Raw genomic sequence first — 16,193 nt, 5'->3', positions numbered from 1 at the left:
TGCGTATATGTCTTACTTAAAATGTTTGAATTATTTTGGTGCCAGCTTTTTTCTCTTTTCCGTATTCGTACAAGCACAATCGTCATCGTCCCAATTGTCTACAAGCCAACAAAAATACCTGCAACAGCAAATAGATAAACAAATGACAGATAAATCAGCGGTCAAAGAGGTAGAAAGCTGGTCAGATACTAAAAAAGTAGCCGAGTTTATTTGCAGGCCTTTAGCACTCTCTGTTATTCAACAAGAGCACAAAGAGGCTGACAAAGTGTTTCTCGGTGATGAATCGCCAAACAGTATCAGATTGGTTGATTCCCACCTCATAGGTACAGGGATGTATCGCCAAGGATTTGGCTGGAAAAATATCAGATTCTCCTGTGAGTTAGATCCCAAAACCGGCGAAGCGCGGTCATTCAAATTGTTAAAAGCATTACCACCACAATTACAGACCGGGCCAGAGCCGGTGATCCTTCCTAAAAAAGGGGAGTAGATGAGATATACATTATTTATGCTGCTTATTCTGTCTCCTCTTAGTTTGGCTGCCAGTTTTGACTGTGCAAAAGCCAAGGTACCAGATGAAAAAGCAATCTGTACTGATCACCGGCTTAATGATCTGGATATAGAAATGAGCGTCAAATATCATTTCCTACGAGGGTTATTTGCTATGGGCATGTCGGGTGAAATGTATGACAGCCAACAGGCTTGGCTGAAACAACGCCAGAAATGCAAAGGCGATAAGACATGCCTGCTACAACGTTATCACCAGCGTATTAACCAGCTTGATGCAATTTATAACTCAATCCAGAAGCCGATATAGTTATCCTCTTCGTCTTTCAGGTTACAGCCAGCAAAGCAGCAACTTGGAAGACGGAGGATATAAACTCATCCTGCCCCTTATCCAATTAAGCCAACGACAATAAAATATAAATTATATAACGCGATATTATTACAAAAACGGAGTATCCCAACATTGTCCATATTAATAACGTATTAGAGGTTATTGCCGCAACATTGGCTCTTGCCATTAATTGGACAGTCCTTTCTTATAAGAAATGATTATCCAATAGATTTCAAATTACTGAACAGCAGCAAATGAACGTAGTCAACCTGCCGGGAGCCGCTGGCGAACCCGTCTGGATTTGAAGCCCAGCCGCCCCACCGGGGGCGATGATCTTCCATAAAAAATAATGAAGAGCAGGGATTATAGCCCGCCCCACGAAACATCTAAACTCATTCGTCATCTCACAGATATCTGATATAAAAAGACCCCGATTATCCGCATAAAAGTGCGGCATCAGCATTGAACTCGCTGTATCTTATCCCCATCTTATCGACAACAACCCATTGGGATATAGCGGTTTATATACCCAAACATACAACTAAGGCGCTCACTATGACTAACCCGTTACTGACTCCTTCTGTATTGCCCAAATTCGCTGCCATTGAACCAAAACATGTCGTGCCAGCCGTGAAAGAGACGTTAGCCAACTACCGTCAAGTGATTGAGAAAGTTCTGGCCGGAAATGTCACATTTACTTGGGATAATCTGTGCCAGCCAATTTCTGAAGCGAAAGATCATCTTTCCCGCGTGTGGTCTCCTGTCGAACATCTCAATGCGGTCAAAAATAGCCCAGAACTTCGCGAAGCCTATGAACAAAGCCTGCCTCTGATTTCTGAGTTCGAAACTTGGATGGGGCAGCACGAAGGGTTATATCAGGCTTATAAGGCTCTGAAAGAGAGCGAAGCCTTTAAAGCACTATCTCAGCCACAGCGTAAAGCTATCGAAAATACGCTGCGTGATTTTGAGTTGTCTGGCATTGGTCTGCCGAAGGAAAAACAGAAACGCTACGGTGAGATCTCCGCCCGTTTATCTGAGCTTGGCTCCCAGTTCGGCAATAATTTGCTGGATGCCACGATGGGATGGACCAAGCTGATCACGGATGAGTGCGATCTGGAGGGTATGCCTGACAGTGCCAAAGCCGCCGCCAAGGCCGCAGCCGAAGCCAAAGGGTTAGAGGGCTGGTTGCTGACACTGAATGGGCCAAGCTATTTGCCGGTCATGACCTATGCCGATGACAGTGAACTGCGTCAGGAAATGTATTACGCCTATACGACCCGCGCTTCTGAGCAAGGACCAAATGCCGGTCAGTGGGATAACAGTGCCGTCATGACGGAAATTCTCGCACTGCGTCATGAGCTCGCACTATTGCTGGGTTTCAAAAACTATGCTGAGAACTCTCTAGCCACCAAAATGGCTAAAACACCTAAGCAAGTACTCGATTTCCTGAACGATCTGGCCAACCGTGCTCATGCTCAAGGTAAAAGAGAGCTGGAAGAACTCACCGATTTTGCCGAATCACACTATTGGGTCGATGAGCTGGAAGCGTGGGATCTGGCCTATTATAGTGAAAAGCAGAAACAACATGATTTCTCTATCAGCGATGAGCAACTTCGCCCTTATTTCCCTGAACAGCGTGTCATTGAAGGTCTGTTTGAAGTTATACGCCGCATTTATGCGATTACCGCTAAAGAGCGCCGCGATGTAGAAACATGGCATCCTGATGTTCGTTTCTTTGAACTGTATGATGAAAAACAGACATTGCTCGGTAGTTTCTATCTGGATCTCTATGCCCGTGAGCATAAGCGGGGCGGCGCATGGATGAACAGTTATGTCGGCAGAATGCGTCATACTTCCGGCGAATTACAGACGCCTGTCGCTTATCTGACCTGTAACTTCAATAAGCCGGTTGGCGATCAGCCTGCCCTGTTTACTCACAATGAAGTAACAACGCTGTTCCATGAATTTGGTCATGGCCTGCACCATATGCTGACTCAGGTTGAAACGTTAGATGTTGCGGGTATCAACGGTGTACCGTGGGATGCCGTTGAAATGCCAAGCCAGTTTATGGAGAACTGGTGCTGGGAGCCAGAAGCACTGGCGTTTATCTCCGGCCACTATGAGACGAAAGAACCTCTACCGAAAGAGATGTTGGATAATATGCTGGCCGCCAAAAATTATCAGGCAGCGATGGCAATCCTACGCCAGTTGGAATTCGGTCTGTTTGATTTCCGCCTGCACGTTGAATATGACCCGGCAAAAGGGGCGCAAATCCTGCCAACCTTGCAGTCAGTGAAAAAACAGGTCGCGGTTGTGCCATCACCGGAATGGGGACGTTTCCCCAACACCTTCAGCCATATTTTTAACGGTGGCTATGCGGCGGGTTATTATAGCTATATGTGGGCCGATGTTCTGGCTGCGGACGCTTATTCCCGCTTTGCCGAAGAGGGAATTTTCAATCGCACAACCGGGCAGTCTTTCCTCGATAATATCCTGACCCGTGGCGGTTCAGAAGACCCAATGACGCTGTTTGTACGCTTCCGTGGTCGCGAGCCGAAACTGGATGCAATGCTGAAAAGCTCTGGCATCAGTGGATAATAACCTGTGAAGATTTGTTTAATCTGTGAACAAGGCGCTGATAGCAGCGCCTTATCTCAATTGGCTGAACGCTGGAATCTGGTTCACGATGAAGATTCCGTCATGGCGCTGGTCTTGACACCTGAACGGCTGGAACTGCGCAAACTCGATGAGCCAAAGCTGGGCGGTATTTATGTCGATTTTGTTGCCGGCACGATGGCACATCGCCGCCGTTTTGGGGGTGGCCGTGGTGAGGCCGTCGCCAAGGCTGTCGGCATCAAGAAAGGTTATCTGCCCACAGTTGTCGATGCCACCGCTGGGTTAGGGCGCGATGCCTTTGTACTGGCGTCCATCGGTTGTCAGGTCAGAATGCTGGAACGCCATCCGGTGGTAGCAGCACTGCTGGATGACGGCTTACAGCGCGGCTATCAGAATGAAGAGATTGGTAGCTGGCTGAAAGAACGTATGACGCTGATCCACACCTCAAGTATTACGGCCTTGACGGATATTACACCGCCACCTGATGTCGTTTATCTCGATCCCATGTATCCCCATCGGCAAAAAAGCGCGCTGGTCAAAAAAGAGATGCGCGTTTTCCAATCATTAGTGGGCGCCGATGAAGACGCAGATGGTTTGCTGGAGCCTGCCCGTGCGCTGGCAAAACGGCGGGTTGTGGTAAAACGGCCTGATTATGCGGAACCGCTGGCAGGGGCTAAGGCTTCCGCAGCGATTACGACTAAAAATCATCGTTTCGATATTTATCCTTGTTAATCGATACGGCTGCGATTAAGAAAACAAGCCCCGTGTTTGTACATGGGGCTTATCCGCCAAAACACCATTGATTTGATTACACGAGAATTACAAAATCCCCTGCGACAGCATCGCATCAGCCACTTTGACAAAACCAGCGATATTCGCGCCCTGTACGTAGTTGGTCTGCTTGCCTTCCCCGCCATATTCCACGCAGGCATGGTGGATATCGAGCATAATGTGGTGTAAGCGCACATCAACTTTCTCTGCTTTCCAACTCAGACGAGCTGCGTTCTGAGCCATTTCAAGACCGGACGTTGCAACACCTCCCGCATTGGCTGCTTTACCCGGTGCAAACAAGACGCCAGCTTCAAGGAAAGCGTCTGTGGCAGAAATGGTCGCAGGCATGTTCGCCCCTTCCGCGACGACTTTCACGCCGTTTTTGATCAGCGTCTTCGCCGCATCCAGATCCAGTTCATTCTGGGTAGCGCAAGGCAATGCGATATCGACAGGTATTGACCACGGATCCTGGCCTTTAAGGAAGGTCAATCCGTGCTCTTTGGCATACTCTTCCACACGGCCGTAACGTTGATTTTTAATCTCTTCGAGATGAGCCAGTTTCTCCGGAGTGAAGCCTTCTTCATCCAGCACAGTGCCGCCTGAATCCGATACGGTGACAACTTTCGCCCCCAGCTCTATGCATTTTTCAATGGTATATTGGGCAACATTTCCCGCGCCAGAGACCGATACCCGCATCCCTTCCAGCCCCATACCGTGGCGTTTGAGCATCTCATGGGTGAAATAAACCAGACCGTAGCCCGTGGCTTCAGGACGGATCAGGCTGCCACCAAAAGAGAGTTCTTTACCGGTAAAAACACATGCCGTATTGTTGGACAGTTTTTTCATCATACCTGCCATAAAGGCCACTTCCCGGCCTCCCACGCCAATATCTCCGGCAGGAACATCGGTATCTGGCCCCAGATGGCGATAAAGCTCTGTCATCAATGCCTGACAGAAACGCATTACTTCCCCGTGGCTTTTACCTTTGGGATCGAAATCAGACCCCCCTTTTGCACCGCCCATTGGCAGTGTCGTCAACGCATTTTTCAAGGTCTGTTCAAAACCAAGGAATTTCAGGATAGAAAGGTTAACAGAAGGGTGAAAACGCATCCCTCCCTTAAATGGCCCAATGGCAGAATTGAACTGTACCCGCCATGCACGGTTAACCTGTACTTTACCCTGATCATTGACCCAGCAGACACGGAACTGGATCACTCTTTCCGGTTCTATCAGACGTTCCAATAGGCTTTGCTCACGATATTGCGGATTTTGTTGAAGAAAAGGCCAGAGTGATGTCAACACTTCCCGCACTGCCTGCAAATATTCCGGTTGATGTGGGTTGTGAGACTGAATCGAATCAAGAAATGAGACCAAAGAGGGTGAAATATTCATTTAGGGCTTCCTTTTGTCATTCAGAGGTGATGTCCCCCAGCCATTTTCCATATTATTTTTTTGTCGAAAATGTGAGGTAATTGTGGTTTGCTTTCTGAATATACCACTTTCTTACGCTTATATTTCAACAACTATTTTTATAAGTTTCCTTAAAAATAGTTTTGACAATTTCCAAAACAGTTTCATCATCTTTTCTTCAGACAAAAAAATCGCCTGCATAAGCCGGCGATTTTATAGAATAAAATTTCAACTGTAGATTATTCTTCATCACGCAAAGGCACGATCAGCATATCAACATGAACGGTGTTAATGAGCTGACGGGCTGACGACATCAACTTGCTCCAAAAATCCTGATGATGACCACACACGACCAAATCCATATCGTATTGCTTGATAGCATCAACAAGAACCTGCCCTAAATCACCGCAACCACTCAATGTTTCCTGAATCTCATAGTCTGCATTAACAGACAGATCTTTCAGAGCATTGCGGGTTTCATCCGCGATACGCTGCTGCATATCACCAAGATTCACATCAATCAGACCGGTATAAAGATCGGAGTAGTTAACATCAACATGGATCAAGGAAACTTTGGCATTGTACGGTTTCGCCATTGAAACAGCTTTTTCTACCAAAACCTGACTTTCTGGAGATAGATCAACCGCAACAAGAATATGTTTGTAAGCCATAAGTGAACTCCTTCCATAATGCTGATTAAATGGATTGGCAACACTAAAACGCCACGATTTGCTGTTTATACTATAACTGCTCAATATATCTTTTTAGTGTTGTTTTGATCACAACTTACCATTTTATTTTCTTAACTGTATGAAAATATGGGTATCTCATTTGAATATTAAATAGATAGCCATGGCAATTTGAAGTGGTTCTGAAAGTAACAAGAAGGGAATAAAAAGGGTTAGCTTACGGAAATATAGTCGCTAACCCTTTTTCTAAAACATCATTAGATCAGTTGCAGAGCAATCCAATACAAAATGCCTGATAATCCAATTGAAATAGGTAATGTTAGTACCCACGCCAGCATGATGTTCTTAATGGTCTTGCTTTGAACACCACCACCATCAACCAGCATCGTACCTGCTACCGCAGAAGAGAGTACCTGTGTCGTAGACACTGGCATCCCCGTATAACTGGCAACCCCGATGGAAACGGCAGCCGTGACCTGAGCAGAAACACCTTGAGCATAGGTCATGCCTTTTTTGCCAATTTTTTCACCGATGGTAACAGCAACACGCTTCCAACCTACCATTGTGCCCAGAGACAAGGCAAGTGCCACAGCAATGATGATCCACATCGGGGCATATTCAACGGTATTCAGCAAATCCTTGCGTAATTTATTCAGGAAACGGGCATCTTCAAGACTGGTTTCAGGCAATTTAGCCACAGCGCTTGCCGTATCAGCAGCGCACATCAACATACGGCGCATATTGTTACGTTGATCTGGGGTCAACTCACTGAAGTTCTGAATACTTCCCAGCATCACAGCAGCCGTATTCAGCACATCCTGCGCTTGTGAGCTGTCGCAATGGAGCATCTGATCCGCCGAATCTTCTACCGAAGACACTGCCGGAGTCTGCTCAATAGCATGGGAAAGTGCCGGGCCGTGCTGCACATAATACTTTTGCAAAGAAGCAACTGCATCATGGGTACGGGTAATGTCATAGCTCGTTGAGTTCATATTGACCACGAAGCCGGCAGGCGCGACACCTATCAGCACAAGCATGATCAAGCCGATACCCTTCTGCCCATCATTTGCACCGTGGGAGAAACTAACCCCTACAGCAGAAAGAATCAGCGCAGTCCGTGTCCAGAATGGGGGTTTACGTTTACCATCCTGTTTTTCACGTTCAGCAGGCGTCATATGGATACGACGACGTTTTTTAGTACCACTCCAGTAACGGCGCAGTAAAAATACCATCGCTCCAGCAATCACCAAACCCACGAGAGGAGACAGGATCAAGGACATGAAAATCTGTATCATCTTGGAGATATTCAGCGCATCAACTACCGAAGAATCGGCCACTATCGCATTGGTCAGGCCGATGCCGATAATGGAACCAATCAACGTATGGGAGCTGGATGCCGGAATGCCGAAATACCATGTGCCCAAATTCCAGATAATTGCCGCCAACAGCATGGAGAAAACCATCGCCAAGCCGTGGGTAGAACTGACATTTAACAGAAGATCTGTAGGCAATAGATGTACAATCGCATAAGCGACACTTAACCCACCAAGGAGAACACCCAAAAAGTTAAAAACCCCTGCCATGACAACGGCAAACTGCGAACGCATCGCGCGGGTATAAATAACAGTTGCTACTGCATTTGCGGTATCATGAAACCCATTGATGGCTTCATAGAAAAGCACAAACAACAGAGCAAGTACTAACATTAGGCTGGTATAAAAATCCAGGCCAGTAAACAGATGTAGCATAAACGTTAAGCCAGTTAGTAGGACATGAACGCGGCGCATTATCAGTGACAAACGCGAGCGGGAAAAGAGAAATATGACCTTTTTTCGATTTAATGACAATGAAATGACAGCCAACCAGTTATTTTTATCAATTATATCAATTGATTATTTGGTTTTAATATTTTGATATTTTTTTGACGAAAAATAACTTTTTACGATAAAAAGTTAAACCAAATATATCTTTTTCTCCGTAGTTCGCGGACAGTCCCCCACGATAAAGTACATTTCCTGCAAAATAACTCGGCTAAAAGAGACAAACGAATGGAAAAATTTGATGTAGTGATTATTGGTGCTGGCGCGGCCGGTTTATTTTGTGCGGCTCAGGCAGGGCAAGAGGGGTTAAACGTTCTGGTTCTGGATAACGGCAAAAAAGCAGGTCGCAAAATTTTGATGTCCGGTGGCGGACGCTGTAATTTCACCAATATGTACACTGAACCTGCCGCGTATCTTTCTGCCAATCCGCATTTTTGTAAGTCAGCACTTGCTCGCTATACCCAATGGGATTTTATTGACCTCGTTCAACAACACGGGATCGCCTATCACGAGAAAGCTTTGGGTCAGCTTTTCTGTGACGACTCTGCTCAACAGATTATCGACCTGCTTTTGAAAGAGTGTGAGGCAGGTCAGGTGACTGTCCGGTTACGCAGTGAAGTGACACAAATCGAAAAAGACGAGCAGGGTTTTGTGATTACGACGGCAGGGAAAAAAGTAAGTGCACACTCACTTGTTGTGGCATCTGGTGGCCTGTCCATGCCTGGGTTGGGCGCGTCTCCTTTGGGTTATCGCATTGCGGAACAATTCGGCCTCAATATCTTGCCTACCCATGCAGCACTGGTTCCTTTTACCCTGCATAAACCGTTATTGGAACAGCTACAAACACTTTCCGGTGTTGCGGTTCCTTCCATTGTTACCGCGAAGGACGGCACGGTATTCAGAGAAAATATCCTGTTTACTCATCGCGGGCTTTCTGGCCCCGCTATTTTGCAGATTTCCAGTTATTGGCAACCCGGTGAGTATGTGAGTATTAACTTACTACCTGATATGGATCTGGATGCGTTTTTGGATAAAGAGCGGGAATCCCATCCTAATCAGAATCTAAAGAACACATTGGCTAAATTGCTGCCTAAACGCTTGGTAGAGTGTCTGCAATCTCTTGAGCAATTGCCGGATGTTTCCCTGAAACAAATTAATCCTGCTCAGCAAAAGGAACTGATCGCTACCCTACAATACTGGCAGGTACAACCGAATGGCACTGAGGGATATCGTACAGCGGAAGTGACGATGGGTGGCATAGATACGAATGAGCTATCGTCAAAAACAATGGAGTCTCATAAGGTGAAGGGACTGTATTTTATTGGTGAGGTTGTTGATGTAACCGGCTGGCTGGGGGGATATAACTTCCAATGGGCGTGGAGTTCCGCATGGGCTTGCGCACAGGCACTGGTTGTTGTGTAGAAAGTATACCGTTGCACGTTTGTAACTCTGGAAATCAAAAAGATACTGGTTGTATGTACTACGTATGCAGCCAGTATCTTTTTGTACTCAGAAGGAAGACAGCATGGCAAAACTCATTCAATCAGCCGATGTCTATCGAGACTCTGATGTATCGTTCACACCCGGTGGTGAAGTAGTCATTGTCCGAATTTAAGCTCTTTACCCACGCTCTACGATAAAGGCAGTCATTTTGTTTTTATCGTCAATTCTTGGTTCTATGATCTAAAAGCCGTCTATAAGAAAAAAGACCTAAGCTCATACTCACATGCTTTATTTGTCTATTACATCTAAAATCAATCAATTATAAGTAATTTCAAAATAAACAGCATTGTAGTCTAAGCCTTCCATCGCTATGTTTTAATATGGGAAACGAGTTAGCACTAAATATTATCCACTGACCTTAACGGATCGCTGAATATGAATAGAATCCTGAATGTATGCGTGGCGTTGTGTCTTACAATGATTCCAGTTGAAGCAGTAAAGGCAGATATTACTGCGCCGATTGTTTACCTTGAGCATGTCACTCCTTCTGTTTCGCTCAATATCAATGGTAAAGAAGTTAATAGGCTTTCAATTGATACTGGGGCTTCCGGCGCTTTTTATCTCCCTCGAACCGTCTTTGATTCGATTTTTTCAGAGCTAAACCATCGCACAACAACCGTGCAAAATTCCATTGATGTTTTTGGAGTTGAGAAGTCTGCTGTAACGGCAAGAGCATCCCATATTACTGTTAATGGTGAACGCCTTTCAGATGTTAACGTTGAAATTTTCAAAACGTGGGGTAACGGCGGTATGTTAGACGACAACGGACAACTTATCATAAATGGAGTGCTAGGGCTGGGTGTCGCCAAAAACAAAACGCTTATTATCAACTACGCTTCAAAGATGCTGACGATAGCTGACCATCTTAAAGCGCTTCCTGATGGCTACCGCTGGCAATCTATCCCGTTTACCCGCACAAGGAACGGGATAGAAATCAGTGTGTCATCTGGTAATGAGAAAATACGTCGTATGGTTATTGATACTGGCGCAAGTCATACAATGCTTTTCACGCGCTCAAAGGAGGGATGTGCTAAGTTATCGCAGCACTGCCCGAAGAAAGCCATTGTGACGCCTGACGGTGTTAAGCTCTCTGCGTTTCTCTTTCAAATTCCAGATGAACGGATAGATTTTGATGGCCTGTTAGGCGATGACTTTCTTTCAAACAGAGTTCTTATCATATCGAATGATCGATTGTTAATTAGCTTGCCTAATAACAGTTAAGGATGACAATAAATTCTTTCACAAAGAAACTATTTTTCATCGTAAAAACGTCTGGATTGGTTAGGTACTAGCAATCTCTTGGTGTTGTGATGCCCAATTACGAACTAGCAAAACAAGTATCATGAATCCCTACCATTGAGGAGGGATTTTTTTCGCCTTTTTTGTATCTAGGGGTTGCCTCAGAAAACGGGAAAAATCGTACTATAAAGGCTTCCCCGGATGGTCAACACCAGTTTGTTATTTTCCTGCTGGCTCAGCGCAGTCGATTTCGTCTAGTGAAACTAACATTTATTGTCTCTGCACAGAGCCATCGAAACTTTCAATTTACAAATAACTTATTTTGAATGATTAAAACCACTCCAGACTTTTGCGGCCACGCTGCATCAGAACGAAACCATATCTGCCGGATTCACTGTGTTTATCACCCCCAGAGCGCCTTTAATCAATGGGATAGCCACCGGAGAGAAATAGGAACCCAGCGGAATACTCGAGTGTTCGATGCGAGTAAGCATGGTAAAGTCGTGATTGCGTTCGGTGAGATCGTCGCTGATGGCTTTGCCAATACGAACCGTCTGCGCCACTCCATGACCGCTCCAGCCATGCACCATATACACAGGGACGCTGTCACCGCTTTTGCGGGCATCGGTGGCACCATTCAGGGTCAGATCGCTGATCCCGCCCCAAGAGTATTCCAATTCGGGTTTTTCCAGTTGTGGAAACACGGTTCTGATACGCTCAAGCAAATAGTTGTTCACATCACGCGATGACCAGGAATTGCCGGTGCCCTGCCCACCAAACAGCAGGCGGTTGTCACGCACCGCGCGATAATAATCTATCTGTAACTGTGTATCATAGACTGGCAGATCTGACGGGATCAGCTCTTTGATATCCACCGGCAACGGCGGAGTTACCGCCACATAGGTGAAAAAAGGCACGGTAGTGGAAGGGCCAGAGATAAACTCTTCGGTGGAGCCATGTACCCCCAGTACCACGGCTTTACTCGCCCTGATGACTCCCCGTTCAGTTTCTATGACCGCGCTGCTGGCATCCTGCCTGATGCCCTTCACTTTCGTGCCGTCATAAACTCGCCCCCCCAGTTTAGCAAAGCTATAAATTAGGCCTCGCAGCAGCGCCAGAGGCTGAACCTGTCCACCGATGCTGTCGATATTGGCACCATGATAGATACCCGAACGCACATACCTTTCCTGCAATTCGTGTGGCCCAATAACCTTCACCGCCGTATCTCCCAGCTGGCGCCGGGCATCGGCATTAGCCACCAATGGCCCCATATGACCCGGATGTATCGCTGCTGTAATATGACCATATTTACGATCACATTCAAAACCGTAACGTTCGCGGAGTTCATCCACAAGATTCATCGCTTCAACCGATGCAAAACGCCATAAACGTTTGGCCTCATCGGGTGAAAGTTTTTCCAGCATAGTTTCAGCTTCCCAGCGGGCAATTCCGGGGGTCATCTGCCCTCCATTACGGCCAGAGGCTCCCGAACCAATGTTATCCTTTTCAACCAGAATCACATCCACACCCGCTTCTGCAAGATGCAGCGCAGTGGAAGCCCCCAGCAACCCACCGCCAATGACCACAACCTCACAATTCTGGTCTATGGGAAAGCTTCCAAAAGCCGGCCAATCAGCCAGAGAGGCTTCATAATAGTTGGCTGGCATGGCTGTGGCAGCCACGTCTCTATGCCAGTTCCAAATGCGCGGATCCAACCCCAACCGGCTGGTTCTGTACTGTGCATCCTTCAACAGTGTCGGCCGGAGTTGGTCAATATTAACAGCCGAAGCATCGGCCGCAGTTAAAGTCCGGGCGAGCAGAGAAGTGGTGGGAAGTAAAGATGAAAGCACTCCCGCCCCTGCAAGGGCAGCAGTAGTAGAGATAAAATCTCTTCTGTTCATTGCCATTTCAGCACTCCTTTATGACCGGAAATCACCCGTTAGCTTGGCTCTGGGTATTTCCCTGTGAATGGACCCGGCTCTCTGAACTGTATTTATTGCTGCCCGCCTGCCCTTTCAGAGCGGCGAGAATCAGTAAGATAACAGTGCCGACAAACGGGATAAGATGTAACAGTAGCCACCAGGCGCTACAGTTGATATCGTGCAGGCGGCGGGCATTTACCGCCAGCGCTGGTAAAAAGGTGAGCAGCAGATAGATAGCGCTGAACCACCCCATATAAATTTCGGGATTGGCAACAGCAAACAGCCTTTCCAAGAAAGAAATGATGAGAACAGCCAGAATCTGAAACAGAACAAAATACCAGAACGTCTTACGCTGGGCTCGCCCCCTGAAACAGGCATAGTTATTTAATACATTTAAATACCAGTGCATTGTTGTCCTCTCTTATGAACCAGCGGGTTCCTCCCTGCCGCCACGCTCATTTTGGGTTAATCCCTCCTTAGTTACCCTCCGGTTAAACGGCGGTACGGTTCAGATCGAGCAGTACAGACTCCAGAACGTTGAGCGCCTCGTCAAAAACATCATTTTGTATAGTCAGCGGTGGAAGAAAACGGATCACGTTACCGTGTATACCGCACGCCAACAGAATCAGACCCCGCTCCAGCGCTTTCTGACGCACGGCGTTGGTAAAGCCGGCATCGGGTTCCTGACTGTCCGCACGGTTAAATTCCACAGCAATCATCAGCCCAAGCCCACGCACGTCGGCGATCTGCGGGACACGCGGCCGCAGTTCATTCAGACATTGTTTTAGCCGCTCTCCCAGCTGCGTCGCACGCGCAGCCAGCTTCTCTTCTTCGATCACATCCAGCACCGCATGGCCAGCCGCAATCGCCACCGGATTACCTCCATAGGTTCCCCCCAAGCCACCCGGTGCTACCGCATCCATCAGCTCTGCTCGCCCCGTTACAGCCGCCAGCGGAAATCCCCCTGCCAGACCTTTTGCCATCGTGGTCAGATCGGCTGCAACCTCATGATGTTCCATAGCAAACAGTTTGCCGGTACGCGCGAAACCGGTCTGAATTTCATCGGCAATAAGGACAATACCGTAGCGATCAGCAATTTCGCGCAGGGATTTGAGCAGTTCGGGAGGCGCAGGATAGAAACCGCCTTCTCCCTGTACCGGCTCAATGATGATGGCAGCGACACGCGTCGGCTCAATATCGGTTTTGAAGAGATTATCCAGCGCGTTCAGCGTCTGTTCCACGCTGATACCGTGCAGCGCTACCGGAAACGGAACACGATAAACGTCGCTAACCAGCGAGCCGAACCCCATTTTGTACGGCACGACTTTGCCGGTTAATGACATACCGAGGAAAGTACGGCCATGAAAAGCGCCACTGAAAGCCACTACGCCGCTGCGCCCGGTTGCGGCACGCGCGATCTTCACAGCATTTTCTACCGCCTCAGCCCCGGTGGTAACAAAAACGGTCTTCTTCACGAAATTACCCGGCACCAGACGGTTCAGTCGTTCGGCTAACGCTACATAATTTTCATAAGGCACGACCTGATGACAGGTATGGATAAATTGTTCCAGCTGCTCTCTGGCTGCGGCAATGACGCGCGGGTGGCGGTGGCCGGTATTCACCACAGCGATACCTGCGGCAAAATCAATATAGCGTTGCCCCTGAGCATCCCAGATTTCAGCATTTTCCGCACGTTCAACATAGACTTGTGTCGTCACGCCGACGCCTTTTGCGATAGCCGCGCTGCGCCTTTTAGCTAACATAGATTCAGTCATAAATAAAAACTCCTGAGCAATCTGAATAAGTGGGTTTCAGCAGACAAATGCCCTGTGTGATTCAGTGTGTGATGACGGCAAAATTACCAGACGCAGTGAAGGGACTTCACCATCGACCGACCGGTTAACGCCTTGGCTCTTCAATAGCGAACCTGAACGCACTCCCGGCACTGTCGAGGTCACGACACGCGCATCGTCATTAATAATCAATGCTGGCTTACCGATAGCGCCCAGAGCCGGCAGAAGTAACCGATCCAGCGTCGAGACCAGCATATCCACCGCCGCAACACCGGCAAATTCCTCACCGATAAGCACCGGATGGGCTATCGTAATTGTGTAGGCACCGTTACAGACATAATCCACATAGGGGCCGTCAATGACGGGAAGATGACAGTTGGCCGGCTGCCTGAACCACTCAAACAACCGGAAATCCAGGCGCCTGCGCTGCTCCTGATTGTGTTCCAGTGGCGCATATTGAATGGTATCCCCTTCCTGACGCCACCACTCCAGCGTCCAGTATCCCTCCTTCCCAACCGTCTTCGGGACTGCATAACTGGCAAATCCCGCCCCGTTACACCAGACGTTATTACGCAGTACATCGTGGATATGTTTTTGCAATGCGCCGCGTTGCTCCCGCGCCAAGCGGACACCTACCGTATGACATAACGGCAGTTCCAATAAAATACGCGCTGTCTTATCCGCTAGAGCTGCGGTGGCCTGCTGCGCCGTGACCAGAATATCGTTCAGGATGCTCCTGGCCCGTTCTACGTGTATATCGTTGTACATATGCCTTCCCCCTCTCCTGGGATGAATGCAGCCGTGTTACTCGCGATCAGATCTCTGCAAGAATGGCGCATCAGTATCCACACGCAATTTGCATTCAAGCAGGTGGTCAGTAATTTGAGTAATCATCTTCTGCGCCAACTGGTAACAGGCCAGATCATCACCCTGATACAGCGCAGCCAAGAGTGTACGCCAGGCGGCGACAACCTCGCTGTGAACGGCAGCCTCTTGGTACAGAAGCCCCATCAAAGGCGTCCATTCGGCCTGAATCTCCAGCTCCTGATTGGCAAGCCTAGCCGACTGTGACTGGGATGCCAGCGTTAACAGACAGCGCATATCTGTCTGAATACGGGCATCCGGTTGTGTCGCGGCCGCAAAGCTGTCGATCAGTTGCTCAAGCTTTCTCAGTTCACCCTGCGTTGAACGTTGAGCCGCAAGCCTCGCGCTGTGGCCGATCACGGCACAGTGAAATTCACTGAAATCCGCCAGTTCACCTGAAGCCATCAGCCGCAACGGATGGTATTTCCGCATTGCCTCAACAGGAACCTGACATACAAAACTACCACCATGACGTCCGCGCCGAGTATCGATCAACTGTCTGGCGCGCAGCGTATTCAGGGCGTCACGAACAGTTACCGGTGACACACCTAACAACCGCGACAGTTCATTTTCGTTAGGCAGCTGTGCATCAGTCTGTAATATCCCGGAGATGATTGCGTTACTTAAACGTTCGACAACCTGTTCAGTCCGGGTAGCCTGATCGAGCGGTGCATAGATGATGGAATAATCCGTCATTCTCTAATTCCTGATTGAAATAGCATCGGATTTCA

14 protein-coding genes are annotated in these 16,193 nt (G+C 47.9%); 6 read left to right on the top strand and 8 right to left on the bottom strand.

Annotation, left to right across the window (positions count from 1 at the left end):
- Positions 1 to 7: 7 nt before the first annotated feature.
- The 4 genes from XBJ1_RS00430 to rsmJ all read left to right on the top strand — a co-directional run bounded on the left by XBJ1_RS00430 (position 8) and on the right by rsmJ (position 4,183).
- Positions 8 to 487, top strand: a complete 480-nt coding sequence (locus XBJ1_RS00430) for a hypothetical protein (protein WP_038198207.1) — start codon at positions 8 to 10, stop codon at positions 485 to 487.
- Positions 488 to 814, top strand: a complete 327-nt coding sequence (locus XBJ1_RS00425) for a lysozyme inhibitor LprI family protein (RefSeq protein ID WP_012986715.1) — start codon at positions 488 to 490, stop codon at positions 812 to 814.
- A 576-nt stretch (positions 815 to 1,390) separates the two neighbouring features.
- On the top strand, positions 1,391 to 3,433 hold the full coding sequence (gene prlC / locus XBJ1_RS00420; RefSeq protein ID WP_012986714.1) for an oligopeptidase A: 2,043 nt from the start codon (positions 1,391 to 1,393) through the stop codon (positions 3,431 to 3,433).
- Positions 3,434 to 3,439: 6 nt separating this feature from the next.
- Positions 3,440 to 4,183 (top strand): 16S rRNA (guanine(1516)-N(2))-methyltransferase RsmJ, encoded by a 744-nt coding sequence (gene rsmJ, locus XBJ1_RS00415; protein WP_012986713.1) that lies wholly within the window; start codon positions 3,440 to 3,442, stop codon positions 4,181 to 4,183.
- A gap of 87 nt (positions 4,184 to 4,270) precedes the next feature.
- Here rsmJ and gdhA read toward each other — a convergent pair whose 3' ends face one another.
- The 3 genes from gdhA to pitA all read right to left on the bottom strand — a co-directional run bounded on the left by gdhA (position 4,271) and on the right by pitA (position 8,069).
- Positions 4,271 to 5,614, bottom strand: a complete 1,344-nt coding sequence (gdhA, locus tag XBJ1_RS00410) for an NADP-specific glutamate dehydrogenase (protein ID WP_012986712.1) — start codon at positions 5,612 to 5,614, stop codon at positions 4,271 to 4,273.
- A 257-nt stretch (positions 5,615 to 5,871) separates the two neighbouring features.
- Complete coding sequence (gene uspA / locus XBJ1_RS00405; RefSeq protein WP_012986711.1) at positions 5,872 to 6,303, bottom strand: universal stress protein UspA; 432 nt, start codon at positions 6,301 to 6,303, stop codon at positions 5,872 to 5,874.
- A gap of 275 nt (positions 6,304 to 6,578) precedes the next feature.
- Entirely contained in the window at positions 6,579 to 8,069 is a 1,491-nt protein-coding gene (gene pitA, locus XBJ1_RS00400) for an inorganic phosphate transporter PitA (RefSeq protein WP_012986710.1), read from the bottom strand.
- Positions 8,070 to 8,369: 300 nt separating this feature from the next.
- Between pitA and XBJ1_RS00395 the strand changes: the two genes are divergently transcribed.
- A complete protein-coding gene (locus XBJ1_RS00395; RefSeq protein ID WP_012986709.1) occupies positions 8,370 to 9,563 on the top strand; it encodes an NAD(P)/FAD-dependent oxidoreductase in 1,194 nt (397 codons plus the stop codon).
- Between the two features lie 498 nt (positions 9,564 to 10,061).
- Positions 10,062 to 10,865, top strand: a complete 804-nt coding sequence (locus XBJ1_RS00390) for an aspartyl protease family protein (protein WP_232503296.1) — start codon at positions 10,062 to 10,064, stop codon at positions 10,863 to 10,865.
- A 383-nt stretch (positions 10,866 to 11,248) separates the two neighbouring features.
- On the opposite strand, the gene XBJ1_RS00385 is transcribed toward XBJ1_RS00390, so the two are convergent.
- The 5 genes from XBJ1_RS00385 to XBJ1_RS00365 all read right to left on the bottom strand — a co-directional run bounded on the left by XBJ1_RS00385 (position 11,249) and on the right by XBJ1_RS00365 (position 16,158).
- Entirely contained in the window at positions 11,249 to 12,790 is a 1,542-nt protein-coding gene (locus tag XBJ1_RS00385; protein WP_012986706.1) for an NAD(P)/FAD-dependent oxidoreductase, read from the bottom strand.
- Between the two features lie 25 nt (positions 12,791 to 12,815).
- The gene (locus XBJ1_RS00380; protein ID WP_012986705.1) at positions 12,816 to 13,214 is read right to left on the bottom strand and encodes a DUF805 domain-containing protein; all 399 of its coding nucleotides are present in this window, start codon (positions 13,212 to 13,214) and stop codon (positions 12,816 to 12,818) included.
- Positions 13,215 to 13,296: 82 nt separating this feature from the next.
- Positions 13,297 to 14,580 carry a 4-aminobutyrate--2-oxoglutarate transaminase gene (locus XBJ1_RS00375; protein WP_012986704.1) on the bottom strand — a complete coding sequence of 428 codons (1,284 nt, stop codon included), beginning with the start codon at positions 14,578 to 14,580 and terminating at the stop codon, positions 13,297 to 13,299.
- 36 nt (positions 14,581 to 14,616) lie between these two features.
- Positions 14,617 to 15,366: a cache domain-containing protein gene (locus XBJ1_RS00370; protein ID WP_012986703.1), complete on the bottom strand. Its 750-nt coding sequence runs from the start codon at positions 15,364 to 15,366 to the stop codon at positions 14,617 to 14,619.
- A 36-nt stretch (positions 15,367 to 15,402) separates the two neighbouring features.
- Complete coding sequence (locus XBJ1_RS00365) at positions 15,403 to 16,158, bottom strand: FadR/GntR family transcriptional regulator (RefSeq protein WP_012986702.1); 756 nt, start codon at positions 16,156 to 16,158, stop codon at positions 15,403 to 15,405.
- Positions 16,159 to 16,193: the final 35 nt, after the last annotated feature.

Origin of the sequence: Xenorhabdus bovienii SS-2004, from assembly GCF_000027225.1 — a bacterium.
Classification (GTDB): domain Bacteria; phylum Pseudomonadota; class Gammaproteobacteria; order Enterobacterales; family Enterobacteriaceae; genus Xenorhabdus; species Xenorhabdus bovienii_C.
This window is presented reverse-complemented; position numbering and strand designations above follow the sequence as displayed.

What these genes read in the sequence shown, in the direction of transcription:
- prlC (WP_012986714.1), top strand. Translation starts at nt 1,391, where the DNA reads ATGACTAACCCGTTACTGACTCCTTCTGTATTGCCCAAATTCGCTGCC.
- XBJ1_RS00385 (WP_012986706.1), bottom strand. Translation starts at nt 12,790, where the DNA reads ATGGCAATGAACAGAAGAGATTTTATCTCTACTACTGCTGCCCTTGCA.
- XBJ1_RS00365 (WP_012986702.1), bottom strand. Translation starts at nt 16,158, where the DNA reads ATGACGGATTATTCCATCATCTATGCACCGCTCGATCAGGCTACCCGG.
- XBJ1_RS00425 (WP_012986715.1), top strand. Translation starts at nt 488, where the DNA reads ATGAGATATACATTATTTATGCTGCTTATTCTGTCTCCTCTTAGTTTG.
- uspA (WP_012986711.1), bottom strand. Translation starts at nt 6,303, where the DNA reads ATGGCTTACAAACATATTCTTGTTGCGGTTGATCTATCTCCAGAAAGT.
- XBJ1_RS00380 (WP_012986705.1), bottom strand. Translation starts at nt 13,214, where the DNA reads ATGCACTGGTATTTAAATGTATTAAATAACTATGCCTGTTTCAGGGGG.
- gdhA (WP_012986712.1), bottom strand. Translation starts at nt 5,614, where the DNA reads ATGAATATTTCACCCTCTTTGGTCTCATTTCTTGATTCGATTCAGTCT.
- XBJ1_RS00430 (WP_038198207.1), top strand. Translation starts at nt 8, where the DNA reads ATGTCTTACTTAAAATGTTTGAATTATTTTGGTGCCAGCTTTTTTCTC.
- XBJ1_RS00395 (WP_012986709.1), top strand. Translation starts at nt 8,370, where the DNA reads ATGGAAAAATTTGATGTAGTGATTATTGGTGCTGGCGCGGCCGGTTTA.
- XBJ1_RS00370 (WP_012986703.1), bottom strand. Translation starts at nt 15,366, where the DNA reads ATGTACAACGATATACACGTAGAACGGGCCAGGAGCATCCTGAACGAT.
- pitA (WP_012986710.1), bottom strand. Translation starts at nt 8,069, where the DNA reads ATGCTACATCTGTTTACTGGCCTGGATTTTTATACCAGCCTAATGTTA.
- XBJ1_RS00390 (WP_232503296.1), top strand. Translation starts at nt 10,062, where the DNA reads ATGATTCCAGTTGAAGCAGTAAAGGCAGATATTACTGCGCCGATTGTT.
- XBJ1_RS00375 (WP_012986704.1), bottom strand. Translation starts at nt 14,580, where the DNA reads ATGACTGAATCTATGTTAGCTAAAAGGCGCAGCGCGGCTATCGCAAAA.